This window comes from Micromonospora sp. NPDC049301, assembly GCF_040678715.1.
Lineage (GTDB): Bacteria > Actinomycetota > Actinomycetes > Mycobacteriales > Micromonosporaceae > Micromonospora.
The window spans coordinates 1-15,774 of sequence record NZ_JBFAQO010000004.1 but is presented as its reverse complement, the minus strand read 5'-3'; the positions used below and the strand labels follow the sequence as shown (position 1 = coordinate 15,774).

12 protein-coding genes are annotated in these 15,774 nt (G+C 71.3%); 8 read left to right on the top strand and 4 right to left on the bottom strand.

The genetic code is table 11. The features are described 5' to 3' along the window. Nucleotides 1-55: 55 nt before the first annotated feature. Nucleotides 56-2,125 carry a phosphocholine-specific phospholipase C gene (locus tag AB0K07_RS13110; RefSeq protein WP_363754375.1) on the bottom strand — a complete coding sequence of 690 codons (2,070 nt, stop codon included), beginning with the start codon at nt 2,123-2,125 and terminating at the stop codon, nt 56-58. Between the two features lie 184 nt (nt 2,126-2,309). On the opposite strand from AB0K07_RS13110, the gene AB0K07_RS13105 reads away from it, so the two are divergent. The 6 genes from AB0K07_RS13105 to AB0K07_RS13080 all read left to right on the top strand — a co-directional run bounded on the left by AB0K07_RS13105 (nt 2,310) and on the right by AB0K07_RS13080 (nt 10,980). After that, nucleotides 2,310-3,359, top strand: a complete 1,050-nt coding sequence (locus AB0K07_RS13105) for an SEC-C domain-containing protein (protein WP_363754373.1) — start codon at nt 2,310-2,312, stop codon at nt 3,357-3,359. 84 nt (nt 3,360-3,443) lie between these two features. Further along, a complete protein-coding gene (locus AB0K07_RS13100; RefSeq protein ID WP_363754370.1) occupies nt 3,444-4,610 on the top strand; it encodes an ROK family protein in 1,167 nt (388 codons plus the stop codon). A gap of 73 nt (nt 4,611-4,683) precedes the next feature. Next, entirely contained in the window at nt 4,684-6,534 is a 1,851-nt protein-coding gene (locus tag AB0K07_RS13095; protein WP_363754369.1) for a carbohydrate-binding protein, read from the top strand. An 86-nt stretch (nt 6,535-6,620) separates the two neighbouring features. Next, nucleotides 6,621-9,035, top strand: coding sequence for a glycoside hydrolase N-terminal domain-containing protein (locus AB0K07_RS13090; protein ID WP_363754368.1), 2,415 nt, complete (start codon nt 6,621-6,623; stop codon nt 9,033-9,035). 29 nt (nt 9,036-9,064) lie between these two features. Continuing rightward, nucleotides 9,065-10,303 (top strand): SGNH/GDSL hydrolase family protein, encoded by a 1,239-nt coding sequence (locus AB0K07_RS13085; protein ID WP_363754367.1) that lies wholly within the window; start codon nt 9,065-9,067, stop codon nt 10,301-10,303. A gap of 182 nt (nt 10,304-10,485) precedes the next feature. Continuing rightward, nucleotides 10,486-10,980 carry a DUF2231 domain-containing protein gene (locus AB0K07_RS13080; RefSeq protein ID WP_363754365.1) on the top strand — a complete coding sequence of 165 codons (495 nt, stop codon included), beginning with the start codon at nt 10,486-10,488 and terminating at the stop codon, nt 10,978-10,980. A gap of 28 nt (nt 10,981-11,008) precedes the next feature. Here the strand turns inward: AB0K07_RS13080 and AB0K07_RS13075 are convergent, their stop codons facing one another. Further along, nucleotides 11,009-11,449, bottom strand: a complete 441-nt coding sequence (locus AB0K07_RS13075) for a DUF1801 domain-containing protein (protein ID WP_363754363.1) — start codon at nt 11,447-11,449, stop codon at nt 11,009-11,011. Next, nucleotides 11,425-11,754: a hypothetical protein gene (locus AB0K07_RS13070; protein WP_363754360.1), complete on the bottom strand. Its 330-nt coding sequence runs from the start codon at nt 11,752-11,754 to the stop codon at nt 11,425-11,427. Before AB0K07_RS13070 ends, AB0K07_RS13075 begins: the two co-directional genes overlap by 25 nt. Nucleotides 11,755-11,824: 70 nt before the next feature. Between AB0K07_RS13070 and AB0K07_RS13065 the strand changes: the two genes are divergently transcribed. Together AB0K07_RS13065 and AB0K07_RS13060 are read left to right on the top strand one after the other, a co-directional pair. Continuing rightward, the gene (locus AB0K07_RS13065; RefSeq protein ID WP_363754357.1) at nt 11,825-13,705 is read left to right on the top strand and encodes a Xaa-Pro dipeptidyl-peptidase; all 1,881 of its coding nucleotides are present in this window, start codon (nt 11,825-11,827) and stop codon (nt 13,703-13,705) included. Between the two features lie 176 nt (nt 13,706-13,881). Next, nucleotides 13,882-14,313, top strand: a complete 432-nt coding sequence (locus AB0K07_RS13060; protein ID WP_363754354.1) for a hypothetical protein — start codon at nt 13,882-13,884, stop codon at nt 14,311-14,313. A 16-nt stretch (nt 14,314-14,329) separates the two neighbouring features. On the opposite strand, the gene AB0K07_RS13055 is transcribed toward AB0K07_RS13060, so the two are convergent. Continuing rightward, nucleotides 14,330-15,274, bottom strand: a complete 945-nt coding sequence (locus AB0K07_RS13055; protein WP_363754352.1) for a diacylglycerol kinase family protein — start codon at nt 15,272-15,274, stop codon at nt 14,330-14,332. Nucleotides 15,275-15,774: the final 500 nt, after the last annotated feature.

Genomic DNA, 15,774 nt, shown 5'->3' with positions numbered 1-15,774 from the left:
GACGTCCGGGGGCGGGGGTCGAAAGACGAATGCCGTCCTTCGACCCCGCGACCGGCTAGACGAGCCCGCCGAGGGACGGGTCGCTGATGCTGTCCTTGCCGTTCTCGACGTGGCCGGCGCAGCGGTACGCGAAGCCGGCGTCACCCGCGACGGTGACGGTCAGGTCGTACCAGCCGTGCGTACGCGACAACGTCCACTGTGCACGCTCCGACTCGCCGGGGCGCAGCGACAGCTTGACCGGACGGGAGTTGTACCCGTCCCGGACGGTCACCTCGACCCGCTTCGACCCACGGTTCGTGAGCGTGAGGCCCAGCTTGTAGTCGCGCTCGTCGTAGGAGGGGGTGATGTCGAGGTCCGACCGGCCGCCGGTGAACCGGCGGAAGAACCCGTTCGGCCCGTGGACCGACAGGTCGTGGTCGGACCCGACCTCCCAGGTGTCCGTCAGGTGCTTGCCCGGCTCCACGGTGTAGCTGCGCGGCGCGTCCGCGCTGCCGGCCTCGCGTACCTGGAAGACCGCGCCGGCGCCGCCGGTGTTGCGGAAGTCGATCCGGAACGAGCCGTCGGCGGCACGGCCGTCGGCGTGCAGGGTGTACGGGATCGCCCGCGCCGGGCGCACCCCGCGCTCCTGCTTCGGCAGCCGCTGGTCGACCGGCGGAACCGGCATCTCGTCGGGGTGCCGCACCAGGTCCTCGGGCTTGAAGTCGTCGGTGTCGGGCAGGGTGACCTGGCGCGACCGGTTCGGGTGCCGGAAGTCGAAGGCCGTGGTCAGGTCACCGACGACGGCGCGCCGCCACGGGGTGATGTTCGACTCGATCAGGTCCGTGCGGCCGTGCCCGAACCGCGTCTCCAGGAACTTGATGAGCGAGGTGTGGTCGAACACCTGCGAGTTGACATAGCCGCCGCGCGTCCACGGCGAGACGATGATCATGGGCACCCGGATGCCGAGGCCGTACGGGCCGGCCGGGTGGTCGCCGTCGCCGGGGAAGATCTCGTTGGTGGTCGGCACGGTCGACTGGCCGTGGGCGCGCGTCTGCGGGGGCGTCGGCGGGACCACGTGGTCGAAGAAGCCGCCCTCCTCGTCGTACGTGATGAAGAGCGCCATCTTGCTCCACACCTCGGGGTTCGAGGCGAGGATGTCGATGACCTGCGAGATGTACCAGGAGCCGTAGGCCGGCTCCCAGTTCGGGTGCTCCGTGTAGGCCTCGGGCGCGGTGATCCAGGAGACCTGCGGCAGGCGTCCAGCCTCGACGTCGGCCCGGAAGTCGGCGAGCAGGGCCTCGGGGTTGCGGCCCTGGGTCCGGACCTCGGTGCCGGTCTTGGCCCGGTCCGCCAGGGGCGTTCCCGGCTGCGCGTTCTGGTACTGGTGGAAGTAGAGCAGCGAGTTGTCGCCGTAGTTGCCGATGTACGGGTCGTTGGTCCAGCCCCAAAAGCCGGCGGCGTTGAGGCCGGTGCCGATGTCCTGGTAGATCTTCCAGGAGATGCCGTTGCGCTCCAGCCGCTCCGGGTACGTCGACCAGTCGTAGCCCGCCTCCGCGTTGGTGATGACCGGGCCGCCGGCCTTGCCGTCGTTGCCGACCCAGCCGCTCCACATGTGGTAGCGGTTGGGGTCCGTCGGCCCCATCAGCGAGCAGTGGTAGCTGTCGCAGACCGTGAAGGCGTCGGCGAGCGCGAAGTGGTACGGCAGGTCCTGGCGGGTGTGGTACGTCATCGCGGTGACGCCCTTGTTCGGCACCCACTGGTCGAACCGACCGTCGTTCCAGGCGGCGTGCCCGTCGTTCCAGCCGTGCGGCGGGTCCGGCAGGAAGGTCTGGCCGAGGTCCTTCACCTCGGGCCGGAACGGCAGCAGCTCGTCGGCCCCGTCGGGCTGGTGCCACACGTCCTTACCGGACGGCAGTGTCGCCGGATGTGGGTCTCCGAAGCCGCGCACACCCCGCATGGTGCCGAAGTAGTGGTCGAAGGAGCGGTTCTCCTGCATCAGGATGATGACGTGCTCGACGTCGTTGATCGAGCCCGTCTTGTTGTTCGCCGGGATGGCGAGCGCCTTGCTGAGGTCCAGCGGAAGCGCCGCGCCGATCGCCGGGACGCCCATCGCCTTGAGAAACGTACGCCGATCCACCATGCCCATAGCTCACCCTTTGTGCGGTGTATCCGAGTAACTGGCGATCGGACGCTACCGACGGCGGGTGGACGGCAGATGACCATGATCCGTTGGTCTCGCGACCTCTCGGCAACCGGCGTCGTGCCCCGTGAGAGCCGCGTTACAGGTGATCTGCCGGCATGCTGGGTGCACCCCGACGTACCGTGAGATCGTGCCGACGAAAGACGTACTCACCAAGGCTGACCTCGCCGAACTTCGCCGCTCGGCGCTCGGGACGGCCAATCCGCTCGGTGTCGCCGCCGAGATCGCCGAGGCTGTGGAGCAGGACCGGCTGGAAGATCCGGACGACGCCGGGGACGCGCTGACCCTGGCCGCCGAGATCGCCGAGATCCGCGCGAGGCCGGATGCGGCGCTCCGGTACGCGGAGCGGGCCCTGGAGGTGTACCCGTCCGGGGACGACCCCCGGGCCGGTTTCGCCCGCGCCCTGCGGGCCCGGGCCCTGTTCCAGGCCGCCGGCCGGGAGGACGAGGCGATGGCGGAGCTGACCGCCCTCCGCCCGTTCCTGCTCGTCCAGCCCGACGCCCCGGCCTACGTGAGCGCGGCGCTGGACGCCGGTGGTCGTTCGGCGATCGCCGAGCGCTGGCTGAGTGAGGCGGTCGACACCCTGCTCGGCGAGCGCGCCACCGCCGCCGGGGCGTCGGCGCAGGCCATCACCGCCGTCGAGCCTCCGGTCGAGGTCGGCCCGCCGGAATCACCCGGTGTCCTGTTCTTCCTGCTGCAACAGCGGCATCGCGTACGCCGGGATCTCAACCTGCCGCACGACCGGCACGACGATCTGGCGGACCGGCTGGAGACCCAGCTCGTCCGTCGGGCGGCGCAGCGCGAGGGCGGTGAGCCGGACCTGCTCTTCTGGCCCCGGGCCGAGTTCGACCGCCTGCTCGCCGAACACCCCGCCCTGACCGAGGCGTACGGGCCGGACTGGGACGCGCACCGGGCCCGGCTGGAGAAGAAGCTGGTCGGCCTGGCGAACGCCGGCGGGACCGGTCTGGCCGTGCTCACCGCGACGGTGGCCGGCCTGGTCGCCCATGCCGACCGACGCAACGGCGATCTGGCCGACCCGCAGATCCGGGCGGGCTACGCGGGCGAACTGGCGGCTCGACCCGGCGCGCGGATTCCCTGGCCACCGGAGCGCAACGACGCCTGCTGGTGCGGCTCGGGCCTCAAGTACAAGAAGGACTGCCTGCCGCGCTCCCGTAGCTGAGCACCGCGCGCCGCCGACTCTAGGGCGGAGCACTGAGCGGAATCAATACTTGAAGAAGTTAAATATTCGCCTTAGATTGCGTCCATGTTTCCTGGGCGCGACACCGGTGCGCCGGCCGGACCACCGGCGGCGACGGCGGTGTTCACGGCGGTACTGACCGAGGGGCCGGCCAGTCGGGTCGCACTCGCGCGTCGACTCGGGCTCTCCTCCGCCGCCGTCACCAAGGCCGCCCGCCCCCTCATCGACCTGGGCTACCTGCACGAACTGGCCGCCACCGAACGCACCGGACCGGGCGCCGGACGCCCGGCCAGCCCACTGGCGGTCCGGGCCGAACGGGAGTTCTTCATCGGGGTGAAGATCACCGCCGACGAGCTGATCGGCGTCGTCTGCGACCTCCGCGCGCAGGTGCGGGCCACCGCCCGCCGGCCGCTGAACGACCCCGACGTCGACGCCGTGCTCGGCGAGGTCGGCCGGCTCGCCGACGACCTGCTGAACGCCTTCCCCGGTGACCGGGCCCGGATCAGCCGGCTCGGGCTCGCCCTCTCCGGCGACATCGACCGCACCACCGGCCTGGTCCGGTACTCACCGTTCCTGCACTGGCGCAACGTCCCGCTGGGCCCGCTCGCCGCGCGCCGCACCGGTCTCACGGTCACGGTCGAGAACGACGTCAAGGCGCTGACCGCCGCCGAACACTGGTTCGGCGAGGGGGTCGGCGCCGAGTCGTTCGCCCTGGTCACCGTGGGCACCGGCATCGGTTGCGGCCTGGTCGTCAACGGGCGACTGGTGTCCGGCTCGAACGGCGTGGCGGGCGAGATCGGCCACATCGCCGTCGACGCCGCCGGCCCGGACTGCCACTGCGGTGGTCGCGGCTGCGTCGAGTCGATCGCCGGCACGGACGCCATCGTGTGGCAGGCCCGCGACCGCACCGGCCGCCCCGACCTCACCATCGACGAGGCCGTGGCACTGGCACGCGGCGGCCACGAGCAGGTGCGGGCCGTCTTCACCCGCGCCGGCAACGCCATCGGCTGCGGCATCGCGGCCGTCGCGAACCTGGTCGGCCCCACCCGGATCGTCGTGTCCGGCGAGGGCCTGGCCGCGTACGACCTGTTCGACAGCCACATCCGCACGAGCTTCGAGCGGCAGGCGTTCGGCGCCGCCGCGCGGTGTCCCCTCTCCATCCGTCCGCTGCCGTTCGAGGAATGGGCCCGCGGAGCAGCGGCGGTCAGCATCCAATCGCTCGTTCTGCCCTGACCAACGGCGTCAACCCGGCCCTCGGCCGTCCATAGCGCTCGACTCGACCCACCCTGCCCCCAGGAGGTTGACCATGCAGTCACCGTCCACACCACGTAGAGAGCCACAGGTACCCGCCGGCCGGCGGCGACGCCGACCCGGCGCACCCCTCGTCGCCGCAGCGGTGGCCGTGCTCCTCGGCGCGGGTGCCGTCCCGGCCCAGGCCGCACCGGCGGAGTCGCCCGGTTCGAACGACGTCGCGACGGCCGCCGTCGCCGAGCGCCCCTTCATGGGCTGGACCAGTTGGAGCATGCAGTCCTCCAGGTACCCGGGCCTGAACCCCGACGGCGACTACAGCTACCTCACCGAGGCGAACGTCCTGAAGCAGGCCGACGCCCTCGCCGCCAAGCTGAAGCCGTACGGCTACGAGTACGTCAACATCGACGCCGGCTGGTGGCGCGACAACGCGTGGGTGCCGAAGTTCGACCAGTACGCCCGGCAGGCGGCCGACCCGGTGCGCTTCCCCCGCGGCATGAAGCCCGTCGCCGACCACATCCACGCCCAGGGCCTCAAGGCCGGCATCTACCTGCCCGTCGGTCTGGAGAAGGAGGCGTACGCCAACGGCGCGGCGCCGATCTGGAACGCCGCCGGCTGCACCACCGCCGACATCGTCTACCCGGACCTGCGCACCACCAACGGCTGGGACAGCGCCTACAAGCTGAACTTCGACAACCCCTGCGCGCAGAGGTACATCGACTCCCAGGCGCAGATGTTCGCCGACTGGGGATACGACTTCCTCAAGCTCGACGGCGTCGGCCCGGGCTCGTTCAAGTCCGGTGACAACTACAACAACGTCGCCGACGTGGCCGCCTGGCAGAAGGCCATCGCGACCGCCGGCCGCCCGATCCACCTCGAACTGTCCTGGTCGCTGGACATCAACCACGCGGCCGACTGGAAGCGGTACTCCAACGGCTGGCGGATCGACACCGACGTCGAGTGCTACTGCAACACCCTGGTCACCTGGGAGAACTCGGTCGACGACCGGTTCGACGACGCGCCGGCCTGGAGCCGCAAGGCCGGCCCCGGCGGCTGGAACGACCTCGACTCGCTCAACGTGGGCAACGGCGAGATGGACGGCCTCACCCGGGCCGAGCGGCAGACGTACGCGACCCTGTGGGCCATCTCGAAGTCGCCGCTGTACAGCGGCGACGACCTCACCCGTCTCGACGACTACGGGCTGTCCCTGCTGACCAACCGCGAGGTCATCGCCATCGACCAGAACGGCGGCGTGCCCGCCCGGCCGGTCACTCCGGCCGGCGACCAGCAGGTCTGGGGCGCGAAGAACCCCGACGGCAGCTACACCGTCGCGCTGTTCAACCTCGGTGACGCCCCGGCCTCCGTCACCGCCCACTGGGCGGCCTTCGGGTTCACCGGCAACGCGTCGGTCCGTGACGTGTGGAACAGCAGGAACCTCGGGACGCAGAAGAACAAGATCACCGCGGCGTTGCCGGCACACGGCTCCCGCCTGTTCACCGTCCGGCCCGGCGGCACCACGGTGGTCCCCACCAGCTACGAGGCGGAGTCCCCGGCCAACACCCTGAGCGGCAACGCCTCCGTCCACGGCTGTGACGCCTGCTCCGGCGGCAAGAAGGTGGGCAACCTCTACGTCGGCGGCAAGGTGCAGTTCAACGACGTCACGGTCCAGAAGGATGGCCTCTACACCGTCACCGTCGCCTACGTCAGCGGCGACGCCCGCTCGGTGAACGTCGCCTCCAACAGCGGCAACGGCACCTACCTGAAGTTCCCGTCCACCGGCGACTGGGGCACGGTCGAGACCGTCAGCGTGCAGTTGGCCCTGAAGGCCGGCGCCAACACCATCACGTTCGACAGCGGCACCTGGTACTCCCCCGACATCGACAAGATCGACGTGCCGAAGACCCTCTGACGTGCCCGGCGCGGCCCGACGCAGCAGCCGGGCCGCGCACCTTCTCCGCGCCGCCCCCACAGCTCGCCCAGGTTGGAGAACCCGACATGGATATCCGGAACACCGAACCGCGCGACATCCACCCGAGCCGCCGCGGCTTCCTCGCGTTGGCCGCCGCCACCGGCGCGGCCACCGCCCTCGGTGGCCTGCCCGCCTTCGCCGCCTCGGCGGCACCCCGACGTCCCACCACGTCGCCGATGCTCGCCACGGACATCGCCGCAAAGAACCAGCTCTGGTGGCAGGCGCCCGGCTCCGCCAACTCCATGATCGAGCAGGGCCTGCCGGTCGGGAACGGCCGCCTCGGCGCGCTCGCGAGCAACGACCCGTCCCGGGAACTGCTCACGATCACCGATGCCACGCTCTGGACCGGTGGCCGCAACGACACGCTGGAAGGTGACGGCCAGTTCCCCTACGGCCGTGCGGACTTCGGCTCGCTGACCATGCTGGCCACGCTCACCGTCGACATCCCCGGGCACGACCTCGGCGCCGTCGACAACTACCGCCGTACCCTCGACCTGGCGCAGGGCCTGGTCAGCGCCGCGTACGACATCGCCGGCGTCGGCTACCGGAGAGAGATATTCGCCAGCCGCCCCGACGACGTCATCGTCCTGCACTTCTCGCAGCAGGGCCGCGGCACGTACAACGGCACGGTCTCTCTGGCCGGCACCCACGGCGAGTCCACCACCGCGAACGGCGCGGGCCGGTACGCGTCGTTCGGCGCCTCTTTCGCCAACGGGCTGCGCTACGGCGCCGCCGTCACCGCGTACAGCAGCACGGGGAAGGTGGCGGTCAACGGCACGTCGATCTCCTTCACCGGCTGCCGGGAGCTCACCGTCGTCGTCAGCGGCGGCACCAACTACGCGGCGGACGCCGCCGCCGGGTTCCGCAACCCGTCCGTGGACCCCGAGCGCCTCGCCCGGACCAAGGTCCTCGCGGCGGCCCGCGAATCCGCTCGCGACCTGCTGCACACCCACGTCGCCGACTTCCGTCCGGCGTTCGAGCAGTTCGCCATCAACCTCGGCACGTCGTCAACCACCCAGCGCGAACTGGACACCTGGGAACGGGCGCAGGCGCGCTGGCGGGACAACGTCCCCGACCCGGAGCTCGAGGCCGCGTACCTGCAGTTCGGCCGCTACCTGATGATCTCCGGGTCGCGGGGCAGCCTGCCGATCGGCCTGCAGGGCCCGTGGCTGGACGGCAACGACCCGGACTGGATGGGTGACTACCACACCGACGTCAACATCCAGATGTGCTACTGGCTGGCCGACCGGGCGGGCCTCACCGACACCTTCGACGCGTACGCGGACTACTGCGTCGCGCAGTTGCCAGTCTGGACCGAGGTCACCCAGCGGCTCTTCAACACCTCGACCAACAGGTTCCGCAACTCCAGCGGCAAGATCGCCGGATGGGCCGTCGCCTACTCCACCAACCCGTACGGCGGCAGCGGCTGGTGGTGGCACCCGAGCGGCAACGCGTGGCTCTGCCAGAACCTGTTCGAGCATTACGAGTACACCCAGGACCGCGCCTACCTGGCGAAGGTCTACCCGGTCATCAAGGGTGCCGTGGAGTTCTGGGAGAGCCGGCTGATCACCACGACCGTCACCGACGCGTCCGGGGCGTCGCGCGAGTTCCTGGTCGCCGACCGCGACTGGTCGGCCGAGCACGGTCCGCAGGACACCAAGGGCAACACCTACTCGCAGGAGTTGGTGTGGAACCTCTTCGAGAACTACCACACCGCGACCCAGGTGCTCGGCCGGGACACCGGCTACGCCCGGACCATCGACGAACTCCGCAAGCGCCTCTACCTGCCCGAGGTCAGCCCCACCTCCGGCTGGCTACAGGAGTGGATGTCACCCGACAACCTCGGCGAGACCACCCACCGGCACCTCTCCCCCCTGATCGGCCTCTTTCCCGGTGACCGGATCCGCCCGGACGAGTCCACCCCGAAGGAGATCGTCGCCGGGGCGACGGCCCTGCTCACCGCGCGCGGCATGAACAGCTTCGGCTGGGCCAACGCGTGGCGGAGCCTGTGCTGGGCGCGGCTCAAGGACGCGGAGAAGGCGTATCAGCTCATCGTCAACAACCTGCGGCCGTCGACGAACGGCAGCAACGGCACCGCGATGAACCTCTTCGACATCTACGAGACGAACCCCGGCCGCGGCATCTTCCAGATCGACGCCAACCTCGGCACCCCCGCCGCGGTCGTCGAGATGCTGGTCTACTCCCGGCCGGGCCACGTCGAGCTGCTGCCCGCGCTGCCCGCCGCGTGGGCGGCCTCCGGTTCGGTGGCCGGCGTGGGCGTACGAGGAGGCTTCACCGTCGATCTCAGCTGGCGCGACGGCGCGGTCACCCAGGCGCGGCTGACGAGCGTCGGCGGTCGCAGCACCACCCTGGTCGTCGGCGGCACCGAACGCCGGCTCACCCTGAAGCCCGGTGAGTCCGTCACGGTGCGGGGCCTCTGATGCCGGCCCGGTACGGCCACCCCCGCCGCGTGTCGGCGATCATTCTGGCCGCGCTGGTCACGGCGGTCTGCGTACCCCTGGCGGCCCCGGCCGCGCAGGCCTGGCCGTCGGCCGAGGCGCGGGCGCAGCGCGACGCGGCGGCCGCCCCGGCGGGTCGGGATCGGCACTTCGCGGTCACCTGGGCCGCCAGCGCCGACCGGCAGGGCGCCGGGCCCGCCGACCGCAGCTACCGACTGGTGGTACGCACCAGCGTCGGTGGAAGTGCCCTGCGCATCCGCCTGAGCAACGCCTTCGGCGACCACCCGGTCACCTTCGCCAACGCCTACGCCGGGTTGCAGCGGCAGGGCGCCGAGCTGATCCGGGGCAGCAACCGGCGCCTCACGTTCGGCGGGCAGCCCTCGGTCACCGTTCCGGCCGGCGAGACGATCCTCAGCGACCCGCTGCCCGGGAAGCTGGCCGCCCAGAGCAACCTGGTCGTCAGCCTGTACGTCACCGGCGCCCAGGGCCCGACGACCGGTCACGGCATGGCCATGCAGACGTCCTACGCGACCGCCGGCGACCACGCCGCCGAGGAGACGGCGACGAACTGGACCGACCCGATCGGCTCCTGGTACTGGTTGGACGCCGTCAGCGTGGAGACGTCCACGGCGATCAGCTCGGTGGTGGCCCTCGGCGACTCCATCACCGACGGGTGGGCCTCCACCTCCGACGTCAACCGTCGCTGGCCCGACTACCTGTCCCGACGGCTCCAGGCCGCGCCGGACAGCCCGGTGAAGGGCGTGGCCAACGAGGGCATCTCGGGCAACAAGGTGCTCGCCGACGGCGCGGGGCAGGCGGCGCTGCGCCGGCTGGACCGTGACGTGCTCTCCCATCCCGGGGTCAGCACGGTGGTGGTGCTGGAGGGCATCAACGACCTCAAGGCGCACAGCGGCGTCACGGTCGACGACCTGGTGGCCGGCTACCGCGACCTGGCCGACCGGATCCACGCGGCCGGCAAGTGCGTCGTCGGCGCCACGGTCATGCCGTACAAGGGCTGGTCCGAGTACGACGCCGACGGTGAGGCGGTGCGTCAGGGCGTCAACGACTGGATCCGCAACGCCGGGGCGTTCGACGCCGTCGTCGACCTGGACCGGATCACGCGCAGCCCGTACGACCCGCAGGCGCTCCTGCCGTTCTTCGACGGCGGAGACCACCTGCATCCGAACGACAAGGGCATGCAGGCGATGGCCGACGCCGTCGACCTGTCGGCGCTGCGCTGCGACCGCTGAGCACACCGCATCCGGCCGGCCACGGTGGTGGCCGGCCGGATGTGCCGTTGTCGTCGCACCCTGCCCGTCGCCGCTGGCCGTCCGAGCGCTCGTGGATCGGGGGCTGACACACCGGGCGGGTACCGATAGCGTCGCTTCCGGAACGATCAGAGGCCCGACCGCCACCACCGGAGGAGACGCCAGTGTTCGAGGAGTTCATGGGCATCCCCGCCCACCCTCTCGTGCTGCACGCCGCGGTCGTGTTCGTGCCGCTGCTGGCCCTCCTGGCGGTCGCGTACGCGCTCGTCGCGCCGGTCCGGCCGCACACCCGCTGGGTCCTGGCGCTGCTCGCCGTGGGCGCGCCGGTCTCCGCGCTGTTGGCGAAGCTCTCCGGTGACGCCTTCTTCGAGCGCATGCGCTCGGCCAACCGGGTCACCCCCGAGTTCCTCCCCAAGCTGGAGGCGCACCAGGAGTTCGGCGACATCACGCTCTGGGTCACCATCGGGCTGGCGGTCGTGACGCTGGCACTGGTCTGGTTCGTCCCGCCGCGCACCGCCGAGGCGGGCGCGACCGGTGGCAGCGGCCGGGCGCTGACCCTGTCGTTGCAGGTGCTGTCGGTGGTGGCCGCGGGCGTCGCCGTGTACTACGTGGTCCGCACCGGCGACTCCGGTGCGAAGGCGGTCTGGACGGGTCAGTGACCTGGCCGGGCCGGGCAGCGACCGAGCGTCAGCGTCCGCTGGCCCGGTCGACGCCCCGATGCACCCGCGCGGTGCGGTCGATCAGCTCGCGTAGCGCGCTCTCGTCGACGCTGTCGAGCCGCTTCAGGTAGAGGCAGCCCTTTCCGGTGCGGTGTGGGCCGAGCCGTTCCAGAATCTGGCCGTAACGATCCTCGAAACCGCCCACCAGGTAGACGACGAGGTGTGGTCTGCGCGGTGAGAAACCCACCAGTGGCGCGTCGCCGGAACGCCCGCTGTCGTAGGTGTAGTGGTAGCTGCCGAAGCCGACGATGCTCGGCCCCCACATCACCGCCGGCTCGCCGGTCACCTCGCCCATGAGCGCGCGGAGCCGCCCCGCGTCGGCCCGCCTACGCTCATCGGGAACCGCGGCCAGGAAATCGTCCACGCTGACCTCGGTCGGGACCGTCACCGGCTCTTTCGATGTCGCCATGACGGGATGCTCGCACGCCGGTACGACGAGACACCGCCACGCGGCTCGCCCACCTCCTCGCGCGCCCGGCGGGAGAGGGCGACGAGCCAGCCCGAGATGATCACCGCTCCGACGGCGAAGCCGAGGTCGCCGAGGGTGAGCGAGCTCAGGGCGTGGCGGCGCAGGTCGAACCCGCTGCGGGTGAACGCCTGCCCGAACGACAGGGCGGGGAAGAGGACTCCGACGACGAACGAGGCACGGCCGGATCGACTGTGGACGCGACCCGACCTGAAGGGATCGACGGGACGCCAACCCGGACCTAGCATGAGCTGAATGGATCTTCGGGATCCAGCTCGGCCGACCCCCGGCAACCAGCCCGACCGAAGGGAAACGCGCGTGCGTCGACCCCCCTTGGCACTACTCGGCGTCGGTGTGTCCGGCGCACTGCTGTTGAGCGCAGCCCCTGCCGCGGCGGCGACCCCGCCCGCGGCACCCACGCCGACCGGCATCGTGGTCAGTGACGGCATGACCCAGCCGGTGTTCTCACTCGCCGACGCGATCGAGGAGCGGGTGTTCGTCCAGACCCCCGTGGACACCGACCACGACGGCCGCCTCGACCGGGTGGCGATCGACATCTCCCGGCCCCGGGAGACCGCCACCCAGGGCTTCAAGGTGCCGGTCATCTTCGAGCACAGCCCGTACCGCAAGGGCACCTGGGGCGACGTGCCGTACCCGAGCGTGCTGGTCGACGACCTGCCGCAGAACGGTCTGACCGACCGTTCCGGGCTGCGGGCGCGCGACGCGGCAGCCCAGCGGGCCCAGGCGAAGGCCAACCTGCCCGGCTCGCTGGACGACTACTACGTACCGCGGGGGTACGCGGTGGTGCTTGGTCAGAGCGTCGGCACCGGCGACTCGGACGGCTGCCCGACCAGCGGCGACCAGGCCGAGACGCTCGGCACCAAGGCGGTCATCGACTGGCTGAACGGCCGGGCGAAGGGGTACGACGCGAACGGCGCCCCGGTCACCGCCGGCTGGACCACCGGCGCGGTCGGCATGACCGGCGTCTCCTACAACGGGACGCTGCCCAACCAGGTGGCCACCACCGGGGTCAAGGGCCTCAAGACCATCGTGCCGGTCTCCGCGATTAGCAGCTGGTACGACTACTACCGGGCCAACGGCCTGGTCGTGGCCCCCGGGACGTTCCAGGGTGAGGACACCGACATCCTGGCCCAGTACACCGCTGGGCAGGCACGGGCCGAGGGGCAGTGCGCCGACGAGATCGCGAAGATCACCGAGGAGCAGGACCGGGTCACCGGCGACTACTCGACGTTCTGGCAGGACCGCGACTACCTCGACGCCCGGGACGTGCGGGCCAGCGTCTTCGTCGTGCACGGCCTCAACGACTGGAACGTGAAGACCGAGCACTTCGCCGGTTGGTGGGACGAGCTCGCCAAGCGCGACGTGCCGCGCAAGATCTGGCTGCACCAGGGCGGGCACGGCGGCCCGGGCAGCAGCGCGTCGGTGACCCTGCCCGACGGGCGGACGTGGACGTACAAGCAGACCGAGAACCGCTGGTTCGACTTCTGGCTGTGGAACGTCCGCAACGGGATCATGGACGAGCCGACCGCCGTGCTCCAGCGGGAGGACCGGGCCTACACCACGTACGCCAACTGGCCCGACCCCGCGGCCCGTACCGTCGGCGTGAACCTCGCCGCCACCGACGCGACCGCCCCGGGTGCGCTCACCTCCGGCAAGCCGCCGAAGGCCCGGGTCGAGCAGGGCTTCGTCGACGAGGGCCGGACCATCCACCCGGACACCCTGGTCGCCAACCCGGACACCGCCAGCCCCAACCGACTCGCCTACCGCTCCCCCGTGCTGACCCAGAACGTCCGTATCTCCGGACGCCCGGAGATGCGGCTGCGGATGGCGATCGACAACAAGCCGGACGCGAACCTCACCGCGTACCTGGTCGACTACGGCCCGGCCGGCTCGACCGCCGCGCCGACCGTGGTGACCCGGGGCTGGATGGACCCGCAGAACCGCAAGGGTCCGGCCCGCACCGAGCCGGTGAAGCAGGGCAAGCTGTACGACTACCGGTGGACCCTGGAGCCGAAGGACTACATCTTCCCGGCGGGCCACCGGATCGGGGTGGTCGTCTTCTCCAGCGACCAGGAGTACACGCTGCTGCCGCTGGGCGGCACCGAGCTGCGGGTCGCGCCGAACGACAGCGAGCTGCGGCTGCCCGTGGTCGGGGGTCGGGCCGTACTCGGGTTCTGAACCGGTTTTCCCGAACGGGTGGGGCAGTCCGACGCGTCGGGCTGCCCCATCCGCCTTTCGTCCGGCGTTTGGCGGGCCGGGGCGCGGGAAGACGTCGCCGATCGGGCCGGGCGGCCCGCCGACACCTGTCGCCCGCCAGTGCCGGCGACGCCGGCGTTACCCGAGAAGGAGTGACGATGAGCCCACGCAGGACGATCACCCCGGCGCGCAGGTCGGCCGGGCCGGCCAAGGCCACCGAGGCGAAGAAGATGCCGCCGAGCCGGAAGGTCGCGGCGAAGAAGGTCGCCACCGCCACGAAGCGGGCCGCCGGCGCGACCGCGGCCAAGGCGGCCGGGGAGAAGCCCACACCGACCACGCCCCGCGTCGCGCGGAAGAAGGACACGTCCGCCACCACGGCCACGCCCACCCGCAGGCCGACGGCGAAGGCGGCCACCGCCAAGAACGCTCCGCCGAAGAAGGCGCCCGCGACGAAGGCCGCCGCCAAGAAGGCACCCGCGAAGAAGGCCGCGGCGACCCGGGCCCGCACCACGTCCGCCACCAGGGCGCCGGCCAAGAAGGCGAGCACCATGGAGTCGTTCGGCAACCGGCGTACGGCCCGGAAGGCCTGATACCGCTCAGCGTCGGTCAGGCGGGCGGGTCGGGGCAGCAGACGGTGAGCGCGCCGGGCACCGAACGCACCTTGAGCTTCCGTACAGCGGTACGCGCGCCACCGTCGAGCTCGTACATCCGCGGGTTGGCGAAGCGAACCCGCACCCGGCGGCCCCGGGTGATCCGGACGAAGGGCGAGTCCGTCGAGCGGCCCGCGGCCATCCGGCCGAGGGTGCGGGCCCAGTCGATCGCCCCGCTCGCGGTCGACACACCCACCTCCAGGCAGCCGTCGTCCGGCCGGGCGTCGTCGAAGGCCGGGATGCCACCGGTGATCGTGCCGACGTTGCCGAAGAGCACGCAGCTGGCCTCGCCGTCGAACCAGGTGACCCCGTCCACCCGGATGCGCGTGTGCACCAGCTCCCCCCGAACGTGCCGCAACCCCGTCCAGACGTACGCCAGCCGGCCGAGCCGGCCCTTGAGGTCCCGATCGGCCGCGCGGATCAGTTCACCGTCGAACCCGGCGCCGGCCATCACCGCGAAATGCTCGCCGTTGAGACGGCCCAGGTCCAGCCGGCGTCGTCGGCCGTGCAGTCCGATGCGCACCGCCTCCTGGAGATCCTCCGGGATGCCGAGGTTGGCGGCGAAGAGGTTCGCGGTGCCGGCGGGCAGGATGGCCATCGGGGTCCCCGAGTTGGCGAGGGTGTCCGCGCAGCGCTGCACCATGCCGTCCCCACCCCACACGAACACCAGCCCGGCGCCCTTCTTCAGCGCCTTGCGGACCTTCTTCGGCGCCTTGCGGCTCTTCGGCACGTCGTACCAGAGCAGGTCGTCGACCCCAGCGCTGGCGAGGGTCGCCCGCAGCTCGTCGAGGCCGCCACCGAGACTCTTGCGGCGGTGGGCGACCACCGCGACCGTGCCCAGCCGGGCGGCGGCCACGGGCGTGCCGGGAGGTGCGGCGGAGGGTGCGGCGCTCGTGCTCATGGCCGCTGGTGTTACCCAACCGGCCGATTCGCTACGCCCCGGGGCACCGCCCCGGGGCTGGCCGCCTGACTGAAGTCGCTGTGCGGAAATCGGTCACGGGCGGCAGCAGCACCAGAAAGCCCTATACCTCAGAGGCATACTTATGCCTCTGAGGTATAGCGCTCTGAGGTATATCCGGCTTCGGCCAACTGGTCGACCGCCGGCGGACGGCTGCCGGCGGCCGTCCGCCTACTGACGGGCGAGTCGCGTGGCGTGATGCGGATCTGCTGACCCGTGACAGACCGTCCAGGGACGCGAGTGGCCCGATGTCCGGTTCACGGACGGCCACAGTGGGTGTGGTGTCCGGTTTCGGCGCCGGTGTGGGGTGGGCGGGGCCACCGTCAGCGTGGAATCGGGGGCCGGCCGGGGTCGTTATACCTGGCAGATCACCGCGGCTTGACCGGCGCGGTGCGGCAGCCCCGGGGAACACCCCGCGGGCCGCCACGTTACATCCCCGGGAC

Coding starts and splice junctions, on each gene's coding strand:
- AB0K07_RS13060 (WP_363754354.1), top strand. CDS start 13,882: ATGAGCCCACGCAGGACGATCACCCCGGCGCGCAGGTCGGCCGGGCCG.
- AB0K07_RS13090 (WP_363754368.1), top strand. CDS start 6,621: ATGGATATCCGGAACACCGAACCGCGCGACATCCACCCGAGCCGCCGC.
- AB0K07_RS13100 (WP_363754370.1), top strand. CDS start 3,444: ATGTTTCCTGGGCGCGACACCGGTGCGCCGGCCGGACCACCGGCGGCG.
- AB0K07_RS13075 (WP_363754363.1), bottom strand. CDS start 11,449: ATGGCGACATCGAAAGAGCCGGTGACGGTCCCGACCGAGGTCAGCGTG.
- AB0K07_RS13055 (WP_363754352.1), bottom strand. CDS start 15,274: ATGAGCACGAGCGCCGCACCCTCCGCCGCACCTCCCGGCACGCCCGTG.
- AB0K07_RS13095 (WP_363754369.1), top strand. CDS start 4,684: ATGCAGTCACCGTCCACACCACGTAGAGAGCCACAGGTACCCGCCGGC.
- AB0K07_RS13070 (WP_363754360.1), bottom strand. CDS start 11,754: ATGCTAGGTCCGGGTTGGCGTCCCGTCGATCCCTTCAGGTCGGGTCGC.
- AB0K07_RS13110 (WP_363754375.1), bottom strand. CDS start 2,125: ATGGGCATGGTGGATCGGCGTACGTTTCTCAAGGCGATGGGCGTCCCG.